This window comes from Micromonospora sp. NPDC023956, assembly GCF_040639195.1.
Taxonomy (GTDB): Bacteria; Actinomycetota; Actinomycetes; order Mycobacteriales; family Micromonosporaceae; genus Micromonospora.
The window spans coordinates 62,227-84,430 of sequence record NZ_JBEZZN010000018.1 but is presented as its reverse complement, the minus strand read 5'-3'; the positions used below and the strand labels follow the sequence as shown (position 1 = coordinate 84,430).

Sequence of the window (22,204 nt, the reverse complement as noted above, 5' to 3'; positions counted from 1 at the left end):
ACCGCCCGTTCACTCGGCCGGCGGCGGCATCGGCGGCCCGCTGCGGCGAGCGCCGCCGGAGGGGCCGTCGGGGGAACCGATCACCGAGTCGAGCCAGCACAGCTGCCGCCGGGTGTGCACGGCCTCGCCGCCCTCGTGACCGTTGAACGGGTAGGTGTGCAGTTCGCGTGCGGGTGGGCTCGGCCGGCCGGCCCCGGCGCCGTACTGGTTGTAGGCGGCGAAGCCGGTGCTCGGCGGGCAGACGTCGTCGCGCAGGCCGATGCCGAAGTGCGCCGGTGCGGTCGCCCGGCGGGCGAAGGTGACACCGTCCACGTAGGAGAGGGTGCGGCGGACCGCCTGCTCCGCCTCCCGGTGCACGGCCAGGTACCGGACGATCTCGCCGTACGGCGCGACGTCCGTGAGTTCGATGGCCCGCTGGACGTCACAGAGGAACGGCGCGGTGGTCAGCAGCGCCGCGAGGCCCCCGACCAGGCCGGCCACCGCCAGGGCGAGGCCGCCACCCTGGCTGTTCCCGGCGACGACGACCCGGGCCGGGTCCACCCCCGGCAGGGCCCGGACCGCGTCGACCGCCCGGACCGCGTCGGTGATCAGACGGCGGTAGTGGTAGTCCTCCGGAGCGAGGATCCCCCGGGTGGCGGGCGACGGACCGCCGGGTGCGCCGTGCCGGTCGGGAGTGTCGCCGCCGGCGTACTGACCGCCCTGGCCCCGGTTGTCCATCAGCAGGTGCGCGTACCCGGCCACCGGCCAGAGCAGCCGCTCGTGCGGCAGACTCCGCCCCCGTCCGTAGCCGGCGTACTCCACCACCGCGGGCAGTGCCGCGTCCGTCCCGGCCGGGCGGGTGTACCAGGCGCGCACCGGGTCACCGCCGAAGCCCGCGAACGTGACGTCCCAGGAGTCGACCAGGCGTAGGCCGGTCCGCTCCGGCCGCACGTCGACGAGCACCGGCCGGTCGGCGGCCCCGGCGAGGGTACGCCGCCAGAAGTCGTCGAAGTCGTCGGGCTCGGCGACGGTGGGCGCGTACCGCCGCAGCTGGTCGAGCGGGAGGTCGAACGGGGACATGGCTCCTCGCAGGGGTCGGCGCCCGCGCCACGACCTGCCGACCCGGCCGGCGGTGGTGACGATGGCGGTCGGGGCGGACCGGACAGGTGGCAGGGCGGGCGCCGGAGACGACGACCCCGCCGGAAATTCCGAAACTTTTCGGAGAACGCGGCACGCCGGACGAGCACCCCTTTGGGCCCTTGACGCCGGTCAATCGATACATTTAAGTTTCCGAGAAGGTGCCGACAATTTATCAAAACTTTCGGAGCGGCTCAACGTCGCAACGCACTCGGTCCGGGCGGATCCGGGATGTGCCCGGGGCTAAGGGGTCTGGTATGAGAAGTCAGCTGCCCGTCGACGACGGCCCGGCGCCGCACGGCGTCGCCCCGTGGCGAGATCCACGGCTGTCACCGACCGAGCGGGCCGACGCGCTCATCCCGCTGATGTCGCTCGAGGAGAAACTCGCCCAGCTCGTCGGCGTCTGGGTCGGTGCGCAGGACTCCGGGGAGGGGGTCGCCCCGCACCAGTCCGACATGATCGACGGGGCGGTCCCCTGGGACACCCTCGTCCAGCACGGCCTGGGCCAGCTCACCCGGCCGTTCGGCACCGCTCCGGTCGACCCGGTCCTCGGCGCGCGGTCGCTGGCCGCCTCCCAGGCGCAGATCGTGGCGGCGAGCCGGTTCGGCATCCCGGCGCAGGTGCACGAGGAGTGCCTGACCGGGTTCGCCGCCTGGCGGGCCACCGTCTACCCGACCCCGCTGAGCTGGGGTGCGTCCTTCGACCCGGAGCTGGTCGAGGAGATGGCCGGCCGGATCGGGCGGTCGATGCGCGCCGCCGGCGTACATCAGGGCCTGGCCCCGGTCCTCGACGTCACCCGGGACTACCGGTGGGGGCGGACCGAGGAGACCATCGGGGAGGATCCGTACCTGGTCGGTACGACCGGCGCGGCGTACGTGCGGGGGCTGGAGCGGGCCGGCATCGTCGCCACGGTGAAGCACTTCGCCGGGTACTCCGCCTCCCGGGGTGGGCGCAACCTGGCCCCGGTGTCGATGGGGCCCCGGGAGTTGGCCGACACCATCCTGCCCCCGTTCGAGATGGCCCTGCGGCTGGGCGGGGCCCGCTCGGTGATGCACTCGTACGCCGAGATCGACGGTCTGCCGGTCGCCGCCGACGAGGGGCTGCTGACCGGGCTGCTCCGCGACGGGTGGGGGTTCACCGGCACCGTGGTCGCGGACTACTTCGCGGTGCGCTTCCTCCAGACGCTGCACCGGGTCGCCGGCCACGCCGGCGAGGCCGCCGGGCTGGCCCTGCGGGCCGGGATCGACGTCGAGCTGCCCACCGTCGACACCTTCGGCGCCCCGCTGCTGGCGGCGGTCCGATCCGGCGCGGTGGACGAGGCGCTGGTCGACCGCGCGCTGCGCCGGGTGCTGACCCAGAAGGCCGAACTCGGCCTGCTCGACGAGGACTGGGCGGAGCTGCCGGACGACGTCGACCAGCTCCGCCTGGACGACGAGGCCGGCCGGGACGTCGCCGTACGGCTGGCCCGGGAGTCGGTCGTCCTGCTGCGCAACACCGGAGTGCTACCGATCGCCGGCAGTGGCCGGGTCGCGCTGGTCGGACCGGTCGCGGACGACCCGCTGGCGATGCTCGGCTGCTACTCCTTCCCCAACCACGTCGGGGTCCAGTACCCGGAGCACGGGCTCGGTCTGGAGATCCCCTCACTCCGCGACGAACTCGCCCGACTCGTCCCGCGACTCACCCACGAACCGGGCTGCACGGTCAGCGGCGACGACACGTCGGGCATCGCGGCGGCCGTCGCGGCGGCCACCGCGGCCGACGTCTGCGTGCTCGCCGTCGGGGACCGGTCGGGGATGTTCGGCCGGGGCACCTCCGGCGAGGGCTGCGACGCCAGCGACCTGCGGCTGCCCGGCGTGCAGGGCGAGCTGGTCCGGGCCGTGCTCGGCACCGGCACCCCGGTCGTCCTGGTGCTGATGACCGGGCGGCCGTACGCGCTCGGCGCCGAGTTCGACAGCGCAGCCGCCGTGGTACAGGCCTTCTTCCTCGGTCAGCGGGGCGGACAGGCGCTCGCCGAGGTGCTCACCGGAGCGGTGAACCCGTCCGGTCGGCTACCGGTCAGCGTGCCCCGTGACGCCGGCGGCCTGCCGGCCACCTACCTGTCGCCGCCGCTGGGTCGCCCCTCGGAGGTGTCGTCGGTCGATCCCACCCCGGCGTACCCGTTCGGCCACGGGCTGAGCTACACCACGTTCGAGTGGTCCGACGCCGGCCTCGTCGGGGCGACCGGTGCGCTTCCCGAACGCGCCGGCGAGCCTTCCCCCGGTGTCGTCGGACCCGTTGCCGCACCGACGAGGTGGGCGGTCGACGGCGAGGTCACCGCGCGGATCACCATCCGCAACACCGGATCCCGGGCCGGCACCGAGGTGGTCCAGCTCTACCTGCACGACCCGGTCGCGCAGACCACCAGACCGGTGGTCCGGCTGATCGGCTACACCCGGGTACCGCTGGAACCGGGCGCGACCGCGCAGGTGACCTTCGGCGTACCGGCCGACGTGGCGTCGTTCACCGGGCTCGGCGGACAGCGCATCGTCGAGTCCGGCGACGTCGAACTACGGTTCGGCCGCTCCAGCGCCGAGACGACCGCGACGCTGGCCCTGCGCCTGACCGGCACCACCCGTCAGGTCGGTCCCGGGCGGGAGCTGCTGACCTCGGTACGGGTCGAGCCCGCGCCGGCGGTCCGGGACGCCGGCTAGGAGCGCACGGATGACGTCCGAGATCCTGTCACCGTCGCCGGAGACCCGGCACCGCACCTCGGCGGGGAGCCGCTCCGACCCGCCCGCGCGCCGCCGGGGCCGGAGCTGGCGTCGGGCCCTGCGCCGGGACTGGCAGCTCTACTCGCTGGCCGTCCTGCCGCTGCTGTTCTTCCTGGTCTTCCGATACCTGCCGATGGCCGGCAACGTCATCGCCTTCCGCCGGTTCCGCCCCGGCGGCAACGTGTTCGGCGAGTACTGGGTGGGCCTGCGGTACTTCACCATGTTCCTCAACGACCCGACCTTCTGGGAGGTGTTCACCAACACCCTGGTGCTGGGGACGTTGACGCTGCTGTTCTGCTTCCCCCTGCCGATCGTGCTGGCGCTGCTGCTCAACGAGGTCCGCACCGGCCGGGTCAGGCGCTTCGTCCAGTCCGTCTCCTACCTGCCGCACTTCCTGTCCATCGTGATCGTGGCGGCCATGGTGATGCAGTTGTTCTCCGTGGACGGCACGGTGAACCAGATCGTCCGTGGCGTGGGCGGCGATCCGGTGTCGTTCCTGCAACAGCCGGAGTGGTTCCGGAGCATCTACGTCTCGTCGGAGGTCTGGCAGACGGTCGGCTGGGGCACGATCCTCTACCTCGCCGCCCTCACCACCATCGACGACAACCTCTACGAGGCGGCCCGGATCGACGGGGCCGGCCGGTGGCGACAGACCTGGCACGTGACGCTGCCCGGCATCCGGCCGACCATGGTGACGCTGCTGATCCTCAACATCGGCACCTTCATGGCGGTCGGCTTCGAGAAGATCCTGCTGCTCTACAACCCGTTGACGTACCCGACCGCCGACGTGGTCTCCACGTACCTGTACCGGATGGGCTTCGAGTCCAGCAACTTCAGCTACGCCGCCGCCATCGGCCTCTTCGAGGCGGTGATCGGCCTGGTCCTGGTCCTGTCGGCCAACACGATCTCCCGGCGCACGGTGGGGACGAGCCTGTGGTGAGCATCGGCAGCAACGCGGCCGGGCCGCAGGTCGACGCGGCCGGGCCGGGGCGCGACGGAAGCAGGCCGAGGACCGGTGGCCGGCGCGGGATCCGCCCCACCCGGGGCTACCGGATCTTCCAGGTGGTCAACGCGATCGTGCTGACCGGCGTGGTGATCGTGACGCTCTACCCGTTCGTCACCATCGTGGCCCGCTCGCTCAGCGAGGAGGCGTACATCATCGCCGGGCAGGTCAACCTCGTGCCCCGGGGGTTCGACCTGACCGCGTACCGGCTGGTGATGTCCGACGCGATGTTCTGGACCAACTACCGCAACACCGTGGTCTACACGGTGGTGGCCACCAGCATCTCGATCGTGCTGACCACCTGCTACGCGTACGTGCTGTCGAAACCGCAGCTCAAGGGGCGGGGCGCGCTGGTCGGCATCGCGGTGTTCACGATGTTCTTCTCCGGCGGGCTGATCCCCAACTACGTGCTGATCACCAGCCTGGGCATGAAGAACAGCATCTGGGCGGTGGTGATCCCGAACGCCATCAACGTGTTCAACCTGCTGGTGATGAAGGCGTTCTTCGAGAGCCTGCCGACCGAGTTGGAGGAGGCGGCGGCGGTCGACGGGCTGAACACGTACGGGACGCTGTGGCGGATCGTGCTGCCGCTGTCGAAGGCCGTCATCGCCACGATGGTGCTCTTCTACGCGGTGTCCTTCTGGAACTCGTGGTTCACCGCCTTCCTCTACCTGGACCAGCAGGAGCTGCTCCCGGTCACCGTCTACCTGCGCAACCTGATCGCCGGGGCGACCGGCGCGCAGTCGGCCGGCGGCGTCGCCGATGCCGACGCGATGCAGGCCGCGGCCACCCTGCAATCCGTGACCATCGTGCTCACCACCCTCCCCATCCTGGCGGTCTATCCCTTCATCCAGCGGTACTTCGTGTCCGGCGTGATGCTCGGCGCGGTCAAGGGCTAGCCCGACGCGGCAGTCCGCACCGTCGCACCTCCCCCACCACCACAGCGAAAGGACGGCCATGCCGCAGAACACGTGGCGCCGGGTGGCGATAGCCACCGTCGGTCTGCTCACCCTCGGCCTCGTCGGCTGCTCGGAGGAGAAGTCCGACTCCACGGACCTCTCCGGAAAACGGGCCGGCGCCATGGCCGAGTACGGCGTCGGGGACCAGTTCAGGGCGACCGAACCGCTCTCCTTCTCCGTCCTCTACAACAACCACACGTTCTATCCGCTCCAGAAGGACTGGCTGTTCTGGTCGGAGCTGACCAAGCGGACCAACGTGACGTTCGAGCCGGTCGCCGTGCCGCTCAGCGACTACGAGCAGAAGCGCAGCCTGCTCGTCGGCGCCGGGGACGCCCCGTTGATCATCCCGAAGACCTACCACCCGGCGGAGAACGCGTTCGTCTCCTCCGGGGCGATCCTGCCGGTGAGCGACTACCTCGACCTGATGCCCCACTTCAAGGACAAGATGACGAGGTGGAACTTCGCCCCGGAGATCGACGCGCTGCGCCAGGCGGACGGCAAGTTCTACCTGCTCCCCGGGCTCGAGGAGAAGCCGACCCAGGACTACTCGCTGCTGGTCCGGACCGACATCCTCGACGAGCTCGACCTCGAGGTCCCGAAGACCTGGGACGAGGTGTACACCATGCTGAAGGCGATGAAGGCGAGGTACCCCGCCTCGTACCCGTTCTCCGACCGGTGGGGCAAGCCCACCCCGGGCGGCGCCCTGATGAACGTCCTCGGCGCGTCCTTCGGCACCCAGGCGGGCTGGAACTACCAGCACGCCACCTGGTTGCCGAACGAGCAGAAGTTCGTCTACACCGGCGCCAGTGAGCAGTACAAGCAGATGCTGCAGTACCTCAACAAGCTGGTGGCCGAAGGGCTGCTCGACCCGGAGAGCTTCACCCAGAGCGACGACAGCGCCCGGCAGAAGCTCGCCAACGGCAAGTCCTTCGTGATCAGCGGCAACGCGCAGACCCTGGTCAACGAGAACCGGCCGGACCTGGCGAAGGTGCTCCCGAAGGCCCGGCTCGCCAAGATCCCGCTGCCGGTCGGCCCGGCCGGGGAGATCAACCCCGCCAGCCGGACGTCCAGCGGCGGCATCATGATCTCCACGAAGGCCCGGGACAGCAAGAACTTCGTGGCCATGATGCAGTTCGTCGACTGGCTCTGGTATTCCGACGCCGGTCAGGAGTTCGCCCGGTGGGGGGTCGAGGGAACGACCTGGAGCAGGGACGCCGACGGCAGGCGGACCCTCGCCCCGGACGTCAACGTGGTCGGTCTGAACCCCACGGCGACCAAACACCTCCAGAAGGACTTCGGCTTCTACAACGGAGTCTTCGCCTACGGGGGCAATCTCGAACTGGTGCAGTCGTTCTTCTCCCCGGAGGAGTTGGCACTCCAGAAGGTGATGAGCGCGCGACCGCCGATCACGGTCGCACCGCCGGCGCCGCTCACCGACGAGGAGCGCGAACAGGCGTCGCTCTGGGAGACCCCGCTCAAGGACGCCGTCACCCAGAACTCGCTGCAATTCGTCCTCGGTCAGCGCCCGTTCACCGAGTGGGACGCCTACGTCGCCGAGCTGAAGGCCAAGAACTCCGAACAACACGTCGCGCTGATCAACAAGGCCCACCAGCGCTACCGGACGGAGAACGGCTGACCAACCGGTCCGGCCGGACCCACCACGGGGCCCGGCCGGACCGGCGGGGCCCGACGGCGACGACCAGAGGACGACGATGCGGATCACCGTTCCCGACCAGCCGACCGCCCGGCTGACCGACGCCTGGCGCACCTGTGTCGGCTCCGGCCGGTTCGAACTGGCCCTGCGACGTGACTACCAGGACTCGCTGGCCCTCGTCCAGCGGGACATCGGCTTCCGGCACATCAGGGGGCACGGGCTGCTCAGCGACGGCGTCGGCGTGCACCGCCCGTACGAGTACCGGGGCATCCGCCGGGTACGGCACGCCTTCGGCTACGTCGACCAGGTGATCGACGCCTGCCTCGAACTCGGCATCCGGCCCTTCGTGGAGCTGGGTTTCATGCCCTCGACCCTCGCCTCCGGCGACCAGACGGTCTTCTGGTGGCGGGGCAACGTCACCCCGCCCGAATCCTGGTCGGAGTGGGCGGAGCTGGTCCGCGCCACGGTGGCCCACCTGGTCGACCGGTACGGGCTCGACGAGGTGCGCGGCTGGCCGATCGAGGTGTGGAACGAACCCAACCTGACGAACTTCTGGGCCGGCGCCGACCGGGACGCCTACCACCGGCTCTACGAGGTCTCCGCGCACGCGGTCAAGGAGGTCGACGCCGCCCTCCAGGTCGGCGGCCCGGCCATCTCCCCCGGCGCGGACGAGTGGCTGGTGCCGTTCGCCGAGTTCGTCACCGACCGGGCGGTGCCGGTGGACTTCGTCAGCCGGCACGCCTACACCTCCGGCCCGGCCCAGCACGTACCGTTCGGCACCCATCAGACCCTGGCCCCGGCGGCGGAGCTGCTGGCCCAGTTCGCCGCGCCACGCCGGCACCTGCGGGACACCGCGCTGGACGGGCTGCCGGTGCACATCACCGAATTTAACTCCTCCTACCGGCCGGACAACCCGGTCCACGACACCGCGTTCCACGCCGCCTACCTCGCCCCGGTGCTGGCCGGCGGCGGTGACCTGGTCGACTCCTTCGCGTACTGGACGTTCAGCGACATGTTCGAGGAGGAGGGGGTACCGACCGCGCTGTTCCACGGCGGATTCGGCCTGCTCACCCATCGTCAGATCAAGAAACCCACCTACCACCTGTACGCCTTCATGGCCCGCCTCGGCGCCGAGATCCTGGCGCGCGGGCCGGACCACCTGGTCACCCGGGACACCGACGGGCGGGTCGCGGTGCTGGCCTGGGCGCCGGTGGACGTCACCGGTCGGGAGCCGGTACCCGACCGGCACCCCCTGGCGCTGTCGATCCCGCTCGGCCCGCCCGGCACCACCTCGGCGTTCCTGCTCCGCTCCTCGGTCGGCGAGGAGGCCGGCAACGCCCGGGCGGCCTGGGCCGAGCTGGGCCGCCCCCGCTCGCCCCGCCCCCGGCAGCTCGACGCGCTGCGGGAAGCCGCCGAGCCGGCCCGTACCCACCGCGCCCTGCCGGTCACGGCCGGGCGGGTCGCGCTCGACCTCGTCCTGTCCCGGCACGAGGTGACCCTCGTCGAGCTGACGCCGGTACGGGACGAGACCCCGCCATGGTGGGACGAGGACCGACTGCTCGGTGCGCCGGCCGGGGTGGATCCGGCGGCCGAGCCGGAGGGCCGGCCGTGAGCGGGGTGGCGCCCGGCGTGCGGCAGTTCGGCGCCGGGCCGCTGTCCCGGGCCGCCGCGCTCGTGCACACCCTGCTCGTCGTCGAGCTGCTGCTGGTGGCCACCACCCTGCCCGGCCTGGTCCCGCTGGCCCTGCTCGGCCGGGACGCCAGCAACCTGCCGCTGGTGGCGGTCTGTCTGGTCCCGGTCGGCCCGGCGCTCTCCGCCGCCCTGTACACCCTGTGTCACCAGCGCCTCGACCTGACCGACCTCCAGCCGGCCACCGTCTTCTGGCGGGGGTACCGGACGAACCTGGGGGGTGTACTCCGGCTCTGGGTGCCGGTGCTGCTCTGGCTGACCGTCCTCGCGGTGAGCCTCGCCAACCGCGCCGCCGTCGGCCTCCCGCCCTGGTGGACGGTGCTGCTGGTGCTGGTCGCGGTGGGGGTCACCCTCGGCGGAGCCAACGCGCTGATGATCGTCACCCTGTTCCGCTTCCGGACCCGTGACGTGCTCCGGCTGGCCCTGCACTTCCTCGTCCGCACCCCCGGCGTCCCGATCGGCACCGCCGTCCTGCTGGTCGCCGCCGCCGGGATCACCGCGGTCTTCTCCGACGCGGTGCTCGCGCTGCTCGGCTCGGTCCTGGTCCTGGCGCTGCTGCGGATCGGGGCTCCGATGATCGACACGATCCGGAGGGACTTCACGGCATGAGCAGGTGTGGCGGGCGAAGGAACAGGCGCGACGCGTGCGTGCCGCCGGTCGGCACCGAGCGGGGCGGAGCGCCGGCATGAGCCCGCCCGTCACCGCGCACGCCGCCTGGCTGCCCCCGGAGGCGTTCCGCCCGCTCGGTTCGCGCCGCGTCCTGGTGCACGGCGCCGGCGGCCTCGTCGACACCGTCTTCGACGAGGTGGCACGGGCCTGCGCCGCGTATGGGGGGCGGGCCCGGCGCAGCGGCGACCCGGCCGGTGACCCGGTGGCCGGCGGAGCCGGGGCCGGGCCGGCGGACGCCGCCGTCGACCTGGTGCTCGCGCTGCGCGGAACCGGTCACCTGCCGGCGCCGGCAGCGCGGGCGGCGCGGGTCGACGGTGCGCCCGGCGACGAAGGGTTCCTGCTGACCATGTCGGGTGGTGTACCGGTCGTCCTGGCCGACGCACCGGCCGGCCTGCTCTACGGCCTCTTCCACCTGGTCCGCCTCGGTGAGTCGGCCTTCGACGCCGCCCTCCCGACGCGGTGGCACCGGCCGGCGATGCCCCTGCGGATGCTCGACCACTGGGACAACGTCGACGTGCACCCGGTGATGGGGCAGGTCGAGCGGGGCTACGCCGGTGGCTCGATCTTCTGGCGGGCCGGCGCGGCGCGGCGTGACCTGGCCCGGCTCCGGGACTACGCGCGGCTGCTCGCCGCCAGTGGCGTCAACGCGATCTCCGTCAACAACGTGAACGTCCACGGGACCGAGGCCCGGCTGCTCACCGACCGGCTCGGCGACGTGGCCGAGATCGCCGACGTGCTGCGGCCGTACGGCATCCGGGTGCACCTCGCGGTCACCTTCGCCGCCCCCGTCGTCCTCGGTGGGCTGCCCACCGCCGACCCGCTCGACGAGCGGGTGCGGGGCTGGTGGGCGGCGGTCACCCGGCAGGTGTACGCGCGCATCCCGGACTTCGGCGGGTACCTGGTGAAGGCGGATTCCGAGGGACAGCCGGGGCCGTTCAGCTACGGGCGCAGCCACGCCGACGGGGCGAACCTGCTCGCCGACGCCCTCGCCCCGCACGGCGGTCTGGTGCACTGGCGCGCGTTCGTCTACAACCACCACCAGGACTGGCGCGACCGCTCGACCGACCGGGCCCGCGCCGCCCACGACCACTTCGCCCCGCTCGACGGACGGTTCCGGGACAACGTCGTCCTCCAGGTGAAGTCCGGCCCGATCGACTTCCAGGCACGCGAACCGGTCTCCCCGGTCCTCGCGGCGATGCCGGCGACCCGGCTGGCCGTCGAGTTCCAGGTCACCCAGGAGTACACCGGCCAGCAGCGGCACGTCTGCTACCTCGGACCGGCCTGGAGCGAGGTCCTACGGTTCGCGCCCTGGGGCCCGGGGCGGCGGACGGTCGCCGACGTCGCCGCCGGCGAGCCGGGTGCGCCCGGGGGCGGCCTGGTCGCCGTCGCCAACGTCGGCGACGACCCGTTCTGGACCGGACACCCCCTGGCCCAGGCCAACCTGTACGCCTTCGGCCGGCTCGCCTGGGATCCCGAACTGGACCCGCTGGCCATCCTGGACGAGTGGATCAGCCTGACCTTCCCGCCGACGACGACCGGCGACCCGGAGCTGGTCCACGAGACGCTGCACGCGATGATGGACGACTCCTGGCGCGGCTACGAGCGTTACACCGCGCCGCTCGGCGTCGGATTCATGGTCCGCCCCGGCGACCACTACGGCCCCGACGTCGACGGGTACGAGTACAGCCGGTGGGGCACCTACCACTTCGCCGACCGGGACGGCGTGGGCGTGGACCGGACCCGGGCGACCGGCACCGGCTTCACCGGCCAGTACCCGCCGCCCTGGTCGGCGGTGTACGAGTCGGCCCACCGGTGCCCCGACGAGCTGCTGCTCTTCTTCCACCACGTCCCCTACCGGCACGTCCTGCGCAGCGGATCCACCGTCATCCAGCACATCTACGACACCCACTTCGCCGGGGTCGAGCAGGTTCGGGCGATGCGGGACCGATGGCGGCTCCTCGACGGCCTGATCGACGGCGCCGTACACGGGCGGGTCACCGAACGCCTCGACGAGCAGGTGCGCAGCGCCACCGAATGGCGGGACCAGATCAACACCTACTTCTTCCGCAAGTCCGGCATCCCGGACGAACGGCGACGCCGCATCTACTGAGAGCGGCGCAACAGCTCGCAGCCGGTCGCGGCTTCGGAATCGCCCCGGTCGCCCCTCCCCCGTTCCGGTTCACGGTCCGGCTGACTACTTGAGCTGGCCGGCGGTCAGACCCGACTGGACATGGCGTTGGAAGGCGACGTACACCAGCAGCACCGGCACCACGGCGATGCTGAGGCCGGCGAAGAGCTGGGCGTAGTCGCCCGCGTAACCCTGACTGACCGACAGCGCGGCGAGGCCCTGGGCCAGCATCCACTTCGAGTCGTCGCCCTGGAGCAGCACCTGCGGCAGCAGGAACTGGTTCCAGTGGCTGAGGAAGTTGAAGATGGCGACGCTGATCATCCCCGGCCGGGCCATCGGCAGCATCACCCGGAAGAACAACCGGAAGTGGCCGCAGCCGTCGACCAGCGCCGCCTCCGCCACCGACGTGGGCAGGGTGCGGAAGAACGCGGTGAGGAAGAAGACCGTGAACGGCAGGGAGTACGCGGCGTAGACCAGGACCAGCCCCGTCCAGGTGCCGAACAGCCCGGCGTTGCGCACGACGAAGAAGAGCGGCACCAGCGCCAGGAAGACCGGGAACATCAGGCCGCCGACGAACAGGTAGTACGCGAGCTGACGGCCCCGGAACTCGTACCGGGCGAAGACGTACGCGGCGGTGGCGCCCATCAGCATGGTGAGGGCGACCGAGCCGGTGACGACGATCGTGCTGTTCAGGAAGTACCGGCCGATGTGCGCGGAGGTCCACGCCCGGGTCCAGTTGTCGAGGCGCAGCTCGCCGGGCAGGCCCCACGGGTCGGCCAGGATCTCCGCGTTGCTCTTGAACGAGCTGAGGAACATCCACAGCAGCGGGAGCACGGTCAGCGCGCCCCAGAGCAGCAGGAAGCCGTGCGAGAGGGCGTTCACCACGCCCAGGTCGCGGCGCACCGCCCGGTCTGCGCCGCCGGCCCGGCCCCGACCGGCGACGACGTCGGCGGACTTGTCGATCGTGGTCATGACAGTTCGATCCGTTCCCGCCGGCTGACCCGCAGCGCCAGTACGGCCACCGACAGGGTCAGGAAGAACATCACCACACCGATCGCCGAGGCGTAGCCGAACTTGGTCTCGCTGCCGAACGCGGTGTCGTACAGCCGCACGCCGATGACGTCGGAGGAGAAGTTGGGGCCGCCGTTGGTCATCAGCTGCACCAGGATGAAGCCGTCCAGCGCGGCGATGGCCAGGTAGATCCAGGCGACCTGCACGGTGTCCCACAGCAGCGGGATGGTGATCCGGCGCAGCGTCGTCCAGCGCGACGCGCCGTCGAGCAGCACCGCCTCGTAGATCTCCCGTGGGATCGCCGACATGGCGGCGCCGAAGAGCACCACGTAGAACCCGACGTTGGCCCAGATCATCACCGCGAGCACACACCAGAACGCGGTACGCGGATCGCCGAGCCAGGGCGGCGCGGGCAGCCCGACCGCGCGCAGGATGCCGTTGAGCAGCCCGGCGTTGGGCTGGTAGACCTCCTTCCACAGCGCCGCGATGATCACCACCGAGAGCACCTGCGGGAAGAAGTAGACGGTGCGGTAGAGCGCGCTGCCGCGTGCCCCGGTGACCCCGGCCCGGCCCTTGCGCCCGCCCATGCTGAGCATGGTGGCGAAGAACAGGCCGAGCCCGATGGTCAGCACCGGCACCAGGGCGAGCAGGACCGCGTTGTTCTTCAACGCGTTCCAGACGTAGTCGTCGTGCCACATGGCCCGGAAGTTGGCCAGGCCCACCGGGTTGGCCTCGGCCGAGTAGCCGAGCCAGTCGGTGGTGGAGATCTGGAACGCCTGTAGGTACGGCGAGACGACGAAGACGACGTACAGCAGCAGCGGCGGCACCAGGAAGGTGACGATCAGCGGGTACTTGCCGTGTTTCATGGGGCCTACTCTCCGGCGGGGGCCGGGCGGGGGCTGCCCCGCCCGGCCGGGGATGTCACGCCGCCCGCTTGTACTTCTTGATCGAGCTGTCCTGGGCGATCGAGTCGGCACCCTTCTGGCACTGGTCCAGGAACTCCGCCGGGCCGATGCGCCCGCTGAAGAACTCGCCGCACGCGGCGTCGACCAGGTTGCGTTCCAGCTTGCGGTAGTAGTTGTTGTAGACCCAGTTGAAGCCGTTGGCCCCGGACGCCTCCAGCGCCTTGACCACGGTGGTGAGGCCGAACGGCAGTTCCACGCCCTCGGTGGCCCCGGCCACCACGGTCAGGCTGGCGACCTTCTTCGTGAAGTCCTGGGCGCCCTTCTTCGACAGCATGGTCCGGAAGTACTCCAGGCCACCCGCGACGTTCTTCGCCTTGGCCGGCACCATGAACGGCTCGCCGGCGGTGCCGCGGACCGCCTCGAAGGGCAGCTTGTCGCCGCTGCCGAGGCTCGGCGTCGGCGCCACGGTCATGTTGAACCCGGCCGGGGTGACGGACTTCTGCTCGCTCTCCAGCCACGAGCCGCACGAGATGAACGCGGCCTTGCCCTGGCACCACGCGGTCTGCGACTGGACGTGGTCCAGCCCCGGCGTGCCGTCGAGGATGTACCGGTCCTTGACGATCTGGTGCCAGGCGTCGGCGGACGCCTTCATCGCGTCGGACTTCCAGGCGTTGGGCTCCAGGTTGTCGATCGCGGTGGCCACCGAGGGACCGCCGAACTTGATCGCCGTGGAGATCACCGGCCAGCTCATGTAGCGGGGGTGCTTGCCCGCGTACGTCCAGGGCGCGATGCCGGCGGCCTTGATCTTCTTGCACAGGGCGATGTGCTCGTCCCAGTTCTTCGCGTACTCCCAGCCACGGTCGGCGAAGAGCTTGGTGGAGTGCCAGATGCCGTAGACGGTGTAGGTGTAGTTCATCACCAGGAACCGGCCGTCGTACGAGCCGACCTCCACCGCGCCCGGCAGCAGCGTCTCCTGGACGGTCTTGCCGGGAATGTCGAGGCTCGGGGCCGAGAGCAGCTCGCCGAGATCGGCGAGGGCGTTCTGGGAGACCAGACCGTTGAAGTCGATCTGGCCCGCACCGGAGTTGTTGACCACGTCCGGCGGGGTACCGTCGACGAAGCGCGGCTGGAGGGTCTTGCTGATCTCCTGGGTGGCCGAGTGCTTGATCGTCGCCTTCGGGTACCGCTCGGTGTACATGGCCTCGTGGGCCTTGGCGTAGTCCTCGCCGAACCCACCGTCGAAGATCACGACCTCCAGCGGGGCGTCCTCCTTGACGCCCAGCGGGTTCTGCTCGCTCTTGGTGCCCTTGTACACCTCGGTGTCGCCCTTGTCGCCACCGCCGGAGGTGGCGCAGCCGGCGAGCAGGCCGGCGGCGGGGGTGGCCAGCAGGCCGGCGGCGGCGCTGCGCCGCAGGATGTCACGCCTGTTCATGCTCTCTCCTCGAATCGGTACTGGCGGCCGCCGGATTCCGGGGGATGACGGCCGCCGCGCGAGGGGCGGGGGAGCCTGTCGCTAGTCTTCACTTCTTCAGATGCTGCTGAAGAATTTCTACGGCAGGACCGCCCCGACTTCAAGACCCACGGCCTCGGCGTTCCTTCTTCTCGTCCCGCCACCACGTGACGGCGACGGACTACAGCTGGATGGCGAACGTCGCCACGACGCCGTTGTGGTCGGATTTCGTGCCGTCGACGATGCTGTAGTCGGTCATCCACATGACCTGGTGCTCCGGCAGGCGCTTCCAGAAGTAGACGTAGTCGATGTGCCGATTCGACGTGTGCGTCCCGGTGCCCTTCTCCCCGTAGAGGTTGTAGACGGAGCGCAGGTTCGGCAGGGAGTTGGCCTCGAAGACCTTCCACGGGAACTTCTCGTACCCGTACGCCCGGTCGGCGCTGAAGTCGACGTTGAAGTCGCCACTGACGATGACCTGGCCGTCGTCCTTCTTGGTGGCGGCCAGGTTCTTGATGCTCTGGATCTGCTCCTCGGCGCACCGGGTGCGCGGCAGGTCCTCCGGCCGACCGTTGTTCTCGATGCTGGCGTTCAGGTGCACGTTGATGTGGGTGACGTTCCGGCCACTCGCCTTGTGCCGGTACGTGACCCAGTTGTTGTAGCGGGCGGGCGGCACCTCCCCCGGCCCGTTGGTGTCGCACACGAAAACGGACCTCTTGTCGAGCACGTCGAACATGCTCTTCCTGGCCAACAGGGCCTCCTGCGCGGCACTCGTCGGCTCGGGCGCGTAGAACCACCAGCCGTTCGCGGCGGCCCAGTCCTGGAGATAGGCCTTCCGGTCCCCCACCTCGTTGAGGCCGACCAGGTCCGCCTTCGAGGTGATCAGCCGTAGGTCGGAGAGGAAGTCGGCCTGGCTGAGTCCGTGGTAGATGTTCAACGTCGCCGTGGAGAAGACCGCGTTCGCCGCCGCGGCGGGAGCTGCCGGCAGCAGGCCGGTCACCAGCGCGATCGTACTGACCAGGACGGCCGCACTCCGGGCCGACCATCGTCTGCTACCCACCATGGTGATTCCTTCTTGTCCGGTGACGCCGACTCGAGGGTGGCCGGCGGAGAAGGTAATTACCGCGATGGTAGTCGATATCGAAGCTTCTCTACAGGAACCGGCCGGTGCTTCCGGACCTACCGGGTCACCGACCGGGGCCCGACGACGACCGTGCGGGCCGGGCGGAAAGGAAGGGTGCGGCGGATGACGGCGAGGCACCCCGCCGGACGGCTCGGCGGCGGCGTCGCGCTCGGTGGCTGACCGTCGCGTACGCTGACAGCCGTAACAGCCGCCCTGGTCCCCGGTGGTGTCCCTGACCCCAGGCACACCATCAGGAGCCCTGGATGCCTGTTCCGTCGACGCACGGCATGCCGGTCCCGGAAACGGTCACTGATCTCGTCAGGCGAATCGCCGCCCGCGACCAGGCCGCCTTCGGTCGGTTCTACCGCCGTCTCGTCCGCGACATCTTCACCCAACTGTCCGACAGCCTGGGCAGCCCGGCGCTCGCGGTGGCCGTGACGCGCGCGGTCTTCGTGGAGGTGTGGCGGCTCGCGCCGACGTCCGCCTCCTCCGACCTCGACGGGCTCGCCTGGGTGACCGACATCGTCGCCCGCCGCGCCGCGGAACAGCTCCATCACTCCAGGCAGATCACGCCCCGGCTGCCGAGCTGATTCGGGTGCCTCTCCCACCGACTCGTCGAGCGGAGACTCCGGTGCGGCGTCGTTCCGCGATCCGACCGGCCGTCGCGTCCGGGCGAATCCTGCCGACTGGTCGGTGCGAGCCTGCCGAGGACCGTGGCGTCGGTCCGGAAGCGTACGGTGGGGCGTCGCCCGGGACCCCGGTCAGCTACACGTGTCTGTCCGTCTCGGACGATCTGGTGGGAGCCAATCATGGACGAGCGATTCGACGGGGGCAGCTCCCGCCGCCGGGCCGCTCGGCCCTGTTCGGGGTCACCGTACCTGCCGGGGGCGGCCGGGTCCGACGAGAACTCCCCGCTCGTGCCCGGTACGGCGGACCGGTGAGCACCGAGCGCAGGCTGCGGCTGTGGGCCCTGGTCGTCGCCGAGGCACGGGGGGGCACCGTCGCGGTCGAGCACGTCTGCGCCGTGTCGGTGGCGGTGACCGGCGTCGACTCCGCCGCCGTCGCGGTGTCACTGCGCGACACCCCACGGGAGACACTGGCTGTCAGTGACCTGGTTGCCTCGAACCTGGAGGAGCTGACCCTCACGCTGGGTGAGGGGCCGTCCGTGGACGCGATCAGCGGCGGTCCCGCGCTGGTCGCGGACCTGGCGGGGTCACACTGCCGGGCCCGCTGGCCAGCATTCGCGACGGCAGCCATGGCCGTCGGGATCCACGCGGTGTTCGCGCTGCCACTGCACATCGGCGGGATCCGTCTCGGCGTGCTGGACCTCTACCGCGCGCGGGCCGGGAGACTCGACGACGGGCAACTGGCCGACGCTCTGGTGCTGGCTGACATGGCGTGCGCGATACTGCTCGACGACCCGCCGGAGAGACGTCCGGACCAAGACGATCATTGGCCCGAGCAGTCGGGCCTGCGGCATCCCGAGGTGCATCAGGCGACCGGGATGATCAGTGTCCAGATGGGAGTGCCCATGACCGTGGCGCTCGTCCGACTGCGTGCGTTCGCTTACGCACACGACCGGCGCCTACGGGACGTCGCCAGTGACGTGGTCGCCCGACGCCTGCGCTTCGACCCGGACCCGCCGCAGGGCGACACATGACCAGGGCGGGGCCGATCGCGGTCGCGCCGGGACCCTGCCCCGTCCTGCGCCGGGGCGAGGGCGGAGCTATGGTGTGGTGAAGGTGGGTGACATGGCCGAGAGCCAGTTAACGGACGTCTTCGTGGAGATGGCCGACACGCTCGTCGATGACTTCGACGTGCTCGATTTCCTGCACGTTCTCACTGGACGGTGCGTCGAGTTGCTGGGCGTCTCCGCAGCGGGACTGCTCCTGACCGACCAGCAGGGCGCCCTCCAGGTGGTGGCCGCGTCCTCGGAGCGGACCAGGCTGCTGGAGCTGTTTCAGCTGCAGACCGACCAGGGCCCCTGTGTCGACTGTTTCCGCACCGGCCGTCCCGTGTCGGTGGCCGACCTGCCCGGTACGGACCGGTGGCCGACGTTCACCGCCGCCGCGGCCGAGGTCGGCTTCGCCGCGGTACACGCCATGCCCATGCGCCTGCGGTCCGAGGTGATCGGGGCGCTGAACCTGTTCGACGTCCAACCGGGCACCCTCGACGAGAACAAGCTGCGGATCGGCCAGGCACTCGCCGACGTGGCGACCATCGGGCTGCTCCAGCAACGCGCCATCTACCGCGGCGAGCTCCTCACCGAGCAACTCCAGACCGCGCTCAACAGCCGGGTCCTGATCGAACAGGCGAAGGGCGTCCTCGCCGAACGCCTTCAGATCGACGTTGGTGAGGCCTTCGCGTTACTGCGCGACAGCGCCCGCAGTCGCAATCGGCGAATGCCCGAGATGGCCCAGGCGATCATCGACGGCTCCGAGCAGTTCGCCCCGCGAGTGGTCGCCAACCAGCCGCGCTGATCGCCGGCTCCTGGCGGGTGCGGCGGCGCGGGTACGGACCATCCCCCATGGCGGGCGTGTAGCACCCAGCCCGGCAGCGGCCCATGTCGGGGAGCAGTGACCGGCTGCCTCGATCGGCGAGGGAGCTGGGCACGACCCGTCGGCGGGCGACAGACCGTGCCCAGCCGCTGTTCCTAGGTGAGCCAGGTGTTGCGGCGCACCAGCGCGGTCGCCGCCCACCTGCGGCCGAAGCCCCAGGTGCGTCCCGCGCCCAGCAGGGCCAGGACGACCAGGACGGCGGCGTAGACCAGGTGGTCGTCCAGGAACGGGTTGCTGGCCGGCGGCAGGACCGCGGTCCACATCAGCACGGTCAGCAGCGCACCGGCGGCGGCGGCGATCCGCATGCCGACGCCGAGGAGCAGGGCGGCGCCGATACCGAGCAGGGCTGCCATGAACAGCACGTCCGCGACGGGGCTGCCGGCGATCGAGTGGTAGAAACCGGTGAACGGCCCGGTGGCGGCCGTGCCGAGAAACCCGGCGGTGGGGCTTCCGCCGTCCAGCCATGCGTTCTCGGAGCCGGTGCTGCGGCCGAGGCCGAACAGCTTGTCCAGGAACGCCCACAGGAAGATCCAGCCCAGCGCGAGACGAAGGCCGGCCAGCAGGTACCGCGCCGCAGTGGCCGGTCGCCCGGTCACCCCGTACGCGGAGTCTGGCGCCCCGGTGGAACCGGGGCTGGCATGCCAGGCGGTACCGAGCTGACGCCCGGTATTTGGTACCGGCCGCCCGTTGGTGGTCACGGGGGTGTTCGGGGCAGATGTTCCGTGCCCCTTGGCGATGTCGACCATCGCGCTCACATTCCTTCGGGGTGCTCATGACGCATGTTCCGCGGCGCGTGGAGCGCGGCCACGGATGGTGCGGCCGGGGTCCCGGGCGGCACCCTCACCGTACGCGCATTCCGTCCGGTCGGCTGGGCGGCGGCGCCCCGCTCACCCCGGGGTCGCGGTCACGACCCGCGTTGGTGCTGACCGGTCAGGTCGGCGAGTTCCCGCACCGCCGTCTGGTACTGGGACTGTGTGTGGTACGGCCAGTGCCGCTCGATCGGTGGCGGCACGGTGTCCGCCGGGTCGACGGTCACGCTACGAGGGTCGCGGAGGCGGACGTCGACCGCGTCGGCCGCCGGGGTGTCGCACGGCGGTCGGGCGCCCCGGTGGTGGTCGAAGAGGGTGCCACCGATGGGGTCGGTGTCCCGCCAGAGGTTGCGCCACCGCCAGTCGAGCCGTTCGCCCAGCTCGCAGAGCGTCTGGTGGCCGAGGTAGGCCGGGTAGAGGCGGGCGTAGATGCGGTACAGGGGGCAGCCGTGGGTCAACAGCGCGACACCGCGCAGGGCGGTCGGCGGTAGTTGCAGGATGGTGGCTGCGGCCAGGACCGAGCCGTGGCTGTGCCCAGAGATGACCACCGTGCCCCGCTCGGCGAGCGCGGACACCCGCTTGGCCAGTTCGGGCACCGCCCGGGCGGCGTAGCAGGGCGGCGCGAACGGGTGGACCGTACGCGGCCAGAAGGTCCCCAGGTCCCACAGGACTGCCACGACGCGGCGGGTCTCCACCGACCGGTACGAGCGGAAGCCGAGAATCATCAGACCGATCACGAGCAGGCTGATGACCCAGATTCCGGCGTCGGTGACGTACACGGCGAGGGGCGAGGTCCCGGGCTGCCCGCTGAGCTTGGCGGCGAGTTGGCTGGGACCGATTCCGATCAGGTCGAGGACGATCGTGGCCAGGCCCAGCGAGGAGATCATGAAGAAGGCGACCAGCATCGGGCCCAGTTCCTCGGTCACGTGGGATCTGGCGATGGCCTCCCGCACGGCACGGAGCCGGGGTACGGCGTCCGTGGGCACATCCGGGTAGTCCTGCTCGGTGATGTGCTCGGCCAGGTCACGTCGCCGCCGTCGGCTGAGCAGAAGCGTGGCGGTGGCGGCCACGGCGACGATCAGGAGCGTGGTGAGTCCGGCCAGTGCGACCCACCAGTAGGCGACCGGCGGTTCCAGGGGGCCGACAGCCTGTGGGTTCGGCCGGATCGGGTCGGGAACGTGGCCCCGGTCGAGATAGTCGGCGACCCGGAAGACCAGGGTGGCGGTGAAGGCCCCGGCGACGCTCACCGCCGCCGCCGCCACGATGGGCGTGCCGAGCCCGCGCAGGAAGGGGCGGGCCCCGGCCGGGGCCGCCCGTTGGCGCACGAACGTGACGACGGCGAGGACGACGAGCAGGACGCCCTGCGTCGCGACCAGGCCGGCGGCGCTGCCCTCGTAGCCGGGCAACTGTCCCTGTACGGGCCGCGCCGCGTGCGTGAGGACGGCGTAGCCAAGGCTCAGCACGGTCACCCCGACGGTGGCCGCCCACAGGGGGCGCAGGAGACGGAGTGCCGCCGCTCGGCTGGCCGGCACGGGCAGGCAGAGCAGCACCGAGCAAGCCCCCACCAGGGCAACCGCAGCGCCGAACAGCAACCCGCCCACCGGCCCCGTCCCGGCGTGCGAGACACCCGCGAGCAGGCTGGCGTCGAGCATGCCGGCGCCGATCCCGACGTGGACCTGACGGAGCCAGGCCGAGATCCGTTCGTCGTCCCAGAACCCCGGGGTACCGAGACTCCCGGTCATCTCCGAGGTCTCCGGTCGCGTGGGCGACCGGCCGAAGCCCTCGAACGCCCGTGCAGAGCGGGCCCCGAGGGCCCAGATCACGCGCAGCGCAAGCAGCGGGACGAGCGACAGCAGGGCCAGTCGGGGACCCGTCGGCAGCACCACGAGCCAGGACAGGTAGGGGCGGCCCGCGCGACACCGGTCGTACGGCACGCACTGCCAGCCCACCAGATTCAGCGTGACGCCGATGATCGAGAGCATGAAGGCAGCGGTCAGGGTGCCGCCGAGCAGGCGGCACAACGCACCGAGCAGGCCGAACCGGTCGGTCGGCGTCGGACGCAGCCAGACCGCGAGGTTGCCCAGCATGAACGGCAACAGCAGCAGCATCGAGGCGGTACGCACCGCCGCACCGGCGGTCAGAGCACCCCACCGGTACGCCTCCACGACGACGCCGGAGGTGGCACCACCGGCATCACCGGTGCCCGGCCGGGGCCGGTAGAAGCCGGCGTGCCGGTCCCCGGCCACCCGCACCACGATCGGATGATCGAGGATCTTCTCCGCCGTCGCGCCGGACACCCCGTGTACCCGCAACTCGACGGCCTCGCCGAAAGGTGCCCTATCCACGCGGTCAGGGTGACAAACAAGCGGGGGCCACGCTGCCG

At 71.0% G+C, this 22,204-nt stretch carries 17 protein-coding genes; 10 read left to right on the top strand and 7 right to left on the bottom strand.

Annotated elements, in window-relative coordinates:
• Nucleotides 1-9 precede the first annotated feature (9 nt).
• Nucleotides 10-1,059 carry an acetylxylan esterase gene (locus AB0F58_RS26445; RefSeq protein WP_357148285.1) on the bottom strand — a complete coding sequence of 350 codons (1,050 nt, stop codon included), beginning with the start codon at nt 1,057-1,059 and terminating at the stop codon, nt 10-12.
• 314 nt (nt 1,060-1,373) lie between these two features.
• Between AB0F58_RS26445 and AB0F58_RS26440 the strand changes: the two genes are divergently transcribed.
• From AB0F58_RS26440 to AB0F58_RS26410, 7 genes are all read left to right on the top strand, one after another.
• Nucleotides 1,374-3,806, top strand: a complete 2,433-nt coding sequence (locus AB0F58_RS26440; protein WP_357148282.1) for a glycoside hydrolase family 3 N-terminal domain-containing protein — start codon at nt 1,374-1,376, stop codon at nt 3,804-3,806.
• A gap of 10 nt (nt 3,807-3,816) precedes the next feature.
• Entirely contained in the window at nt 3,817-4,806 is a 990-nt protein-coding gene (locus tag AB0F58_RS26435) for an ABC transporter permease subunit (protein ID WP_357148279.1), read from the top strand.
• Nucleotides 4,803-5,768 (top strand): carbohydrate ABC transporter permease, encoded by a 966-nt coding sequence (locus AB0F58_RS26430; RefSeq protein ID WP_357148276.1) that lies wholly within the window; start codon nt 4,803-4,805, stop codon nt 5,766-5,768. Before AB0F58_RS26435 ends, AB0F58_RS26430 begins: the two co-directional genes overlap by 4 nt.
• Before the next feature lie 58 nt (nt 5,769-5,826).
• Entirely contained in the window at nt 5,827-7,464 is a 1,638-nt protein-coding gene (locus tag AB0F58_RS26425; protein WP_357148273.1) for an extracellular solute-binding protein, read from the top strand.
• Nucleotides 7,465-7,540: 76 nt separating this feature from the next.
• Nucleotides 7,541-9,094 carry a xylan 1,4-beta-xylosidase gene (locus AB0F58_RS26420; protein WP_357148270.1) on the top strand — a complete coding sequence of 518 codons (1,554 nt, stop codon included), beginning with the start codon at nt 7,541-7,543 and terminating at the stop codon, nt 9,092-9,094.
• Nucleotides 9,091-9,780 (top strand): DUF624 domain-containing protein, encoded by a 690-nt coding sequence (locus AB0F58_RS26415; RefSeq protein ID WP_357148267.1) that lies wholly within the window; start codon nt 9,091-9,093, stop codon nt 9,778-9,780. The genes AB0F58_RS26420 and AB0F58_RS26415 overlap by 4 nt, the downstream gene beginning before the upstream one ends.
• 76 nt (nt 9,781-9,856) lie before the next feature.
• Entirely contained in the window at nt 9,857-11,950 is a 2,094-nt protein-coding gene (locus tag AB0F58_RS26410) for an alpha-glucuronidase (protein WP_357148264.1), read from the top strand.
• Between the two features lie 84 nt (nt 11,951-12,034).
• Here the strand turns inward: AB0F58_RS26410 and AB0F58_RS26405 are convergent, their stop codons facing one another.
• The 4 genes from AB0F58_RS26405 to AB0F58_RS26390 all read right to left on the bottom strand — a co-directional run bounded on the left by AB0F58_RS26405 (nt 12,035) and on the right by AB0F58_RS26390 (nt 16,331).
• Complete coding sequence (locus AB0F58_RS26405; RefSeq protein ID WP_357148261.1) at nt 12,035-12,940, bottom strand: carbohydrate ABC transporter permease; 906 nt, start codon at nt 12,938-12,940, stop codon at nt 12,035-12,037.
• Nucleotides 12,937-13,845 carry a sugar ABC transporter permease gene (locus AB0F58_RS26400; RefSeq protein WP_357148258.1) on the bottom strand — a complete coding sequence of 303 codons (909 nt, stop codon included), beginning with the start codon at nt 13,843-13,845 and terminating at the stop codon, nt 12,937-12,939. The genes AB0F58_RS26405 and AB0F58_RS26400 overlap by 4 nt, the downstream gene beginning before the upstream one ends.
• A gap of 55 nt (nt 13,846-13,900) precedes the next feature.
• Nucleotides 13,901-15,316 (bottom strand): N-acetylglucosamine/diacetylchitobiose ABC transporter substrate-binding protein, encoded by a 1,416-nt coding sequence (gene ngcE / locus AB0F58_RS26395; RefSeq protein ID WP_357148255.1) that lies wholly within the window; start codon nt 15,314-15,316, stop codon nt 13,901-13,903.
• A 199-nt stretch (nt 15,317-15,515) separates the two neighbouring features.
• Nucleotides 15,516-16,331, bottom strand: a complete 816-nt coding sequence (locus AB0F58_RS26390; protein WP_357148252.1) for an endonuclease/exonuclease/phosphatase family protein — start codon at nt 16,329-16,331, stop codon at nt 15,516-15,518.
• Between the two features lie 386 nt (nt 16,332-16,717).
• Between AB0F58_RS26390 and AB0F58_RS26385 the strand changes: the two genes are divergently transcribed.
• The 3 genes from AB0F58_RS26385 to AB0F58_RS26375 all read left to right on the top strand — a co-directional run bounded on the left by AB0F58_RS26385 (nt 16,718) and on the right by AB0F58_RS26375 (nt 18,934).
• Nucleotides 16,718-17,044 carry a hypothetical protein gene (locus tag AB0F58_RS26385; RefSeq protein WP_357148249.1) on the top strand — a complete coding sequence of 109 codons (327 nt, stop codon included), beginning with the start codon at nt 16,718-16,720 and terminating at the stop codon, nt 17,042-17,044.
• Nucleotides 17,045-17,391: 347 nt separating this feature from the next.
• On the top strand, nt 17,392-18,114 hold the full coding sequence (locus AB0F58_RS26380) for a GAF and ANTAR domain-containing protein (protein ID WP_357148247.1): 723 nt from the start codon (nt 17,392-17,394) through the stop codon (nt 18,112-18,114).
• Nucleotides 18,115-18,205: 91 nt separating this feature from the next.
• A complete protein-coding gene (locus AB0F58_RS26375) occupies nt 18,206-18,934 on the top strand; it encodes a GAF and ANTAR domain-containing protein (RefSeq protein WP_357148245.1) in 729 nt (242 codons plus the stop codon).
• A gap of 173 nt (nt 18,935-19,107) precedes the next feature.
• Here AB0F58_RS26375 and AB0F58_RS26370 read toward each other — a convergent pair whose 3' ends face one another.
• Together AB0F58_RS26370 and AB0F58_RS26365 are read right to left on the bottom strand one after the other, a co-directional pair.
• Nucleotides 19,108-19,758, bottom strand: a complete 651-nt coding sequence (locus tag AB0F58_RS26370) for a hypothetical protein (protein ID WP_357148242.1) — start codon at nt 19,756-19,758, stop codon at nt 19,108-19,110.
• Nucleotides 19,759-19,916: 158 nt separating this feature from the next.
• Nucleotides 19,917-22,166: a hypothetical protein gene (locus AB0F58_RS26365; RefSeq protein WP_357148239.1), complete on the bottom strand. Its 2,250-nt coding sequence runs from the start codon at nt 22,164-22,166 to the stop codon at nt 19,917-19,919.
• Nucleotides 22,167-22,204: the final 38 nt, after the last annotated feature.

Excerpts from the sequence above, each read along its gene's own strand:
- AB0F58_RS26375 (WP_357148245.1), top strand. The coding sequence starts at position 18,206 with ATGGCCGAGAGCCAGTTAACGGACGTCTTCGTGGAGATGGCCGACACG.
- AB0F58_RS26435 (WP_357148279.1), top strand. The coding sequence starts at position 3,817 with ATGACGTCCGAGATCCTGTCACCGTCGCCGGAGACCCGGCACCGCACC.
- AB0F58_RS26410 (WP_357148264.1), top strand. The coding sequence starts at position 9,857 with ATGAGCCCGCCCGTCACCGCGCACGCCGCCTGGCTGCCCCCGGAGGCG.
- ngcE (WP_357148255.1), bottom strand. The coding sequence starts at position 15,316 with ATGAACAGGCGTGACATCCTGCGGCGCAGCGCCGCCGCCGGCCTGCTG.
- AB0F58_RS26405 (WP_357148261.1), bottom strand. The coding sequence starts at position 12,940 with ATGACCACGATCGACAAGTCCGCCGACGTCGTCGCCGGTCGGGGCCGG.
- AB0F58_RS26385 (WP_357148249.1), top strand. The coding sequence starts at position 16,718 with ATGCCTGTTCCGTCGACGCACGGCATGCCGGTCCCGGAAACGGTCACT.
- AB0F58_RS26400 (WP_357148258.1), bottom strand. The coding sequence starts at position 13,845 with ATGAAACACGGCAAGTACCCGCTGATCGTCACCTTCCTGGTGCCGCCG.
- AB0F58_RS26445 (WP_357148285.1), bottom strand. The coding sequence starts at position 1,059 with ATGTCCCCGTTCGACCTCCCGCTCGACCAGCTGCGGCGGTACGCGCCC.
- AB0F58_RS26370 (WP_357148242.1), bottom strand. The coding sequence starts at position 19,758 with ATGGTCGACATCGCCAAGGGGCACGGAACATCTGCCCCGAACACCCCC.
- AB0F58_RS26425 (WP_357148273.1), top strand. The coding sequence starts at position 5,827 with ATGCCGCAGAACACGTGGCGCCGGGTGGCGATAGCCACCGTCGGTCTG.
- AB0F58_RS26440 (WP_357148282.1), top strand. The coding sequence starts at position 1,374 with ATGAGAAGTCAGCTGCCCGTCGACGACGGCCCGGCGCCGCACGGCGTC.
- AB0F58_RS26420 (WP_357148270.1), top strand. The coding sequence starts at position 7,541 with ATGCGGATCACCGTTCCCGACCAGCCGACCGCCCGGCTGACCGACGCC.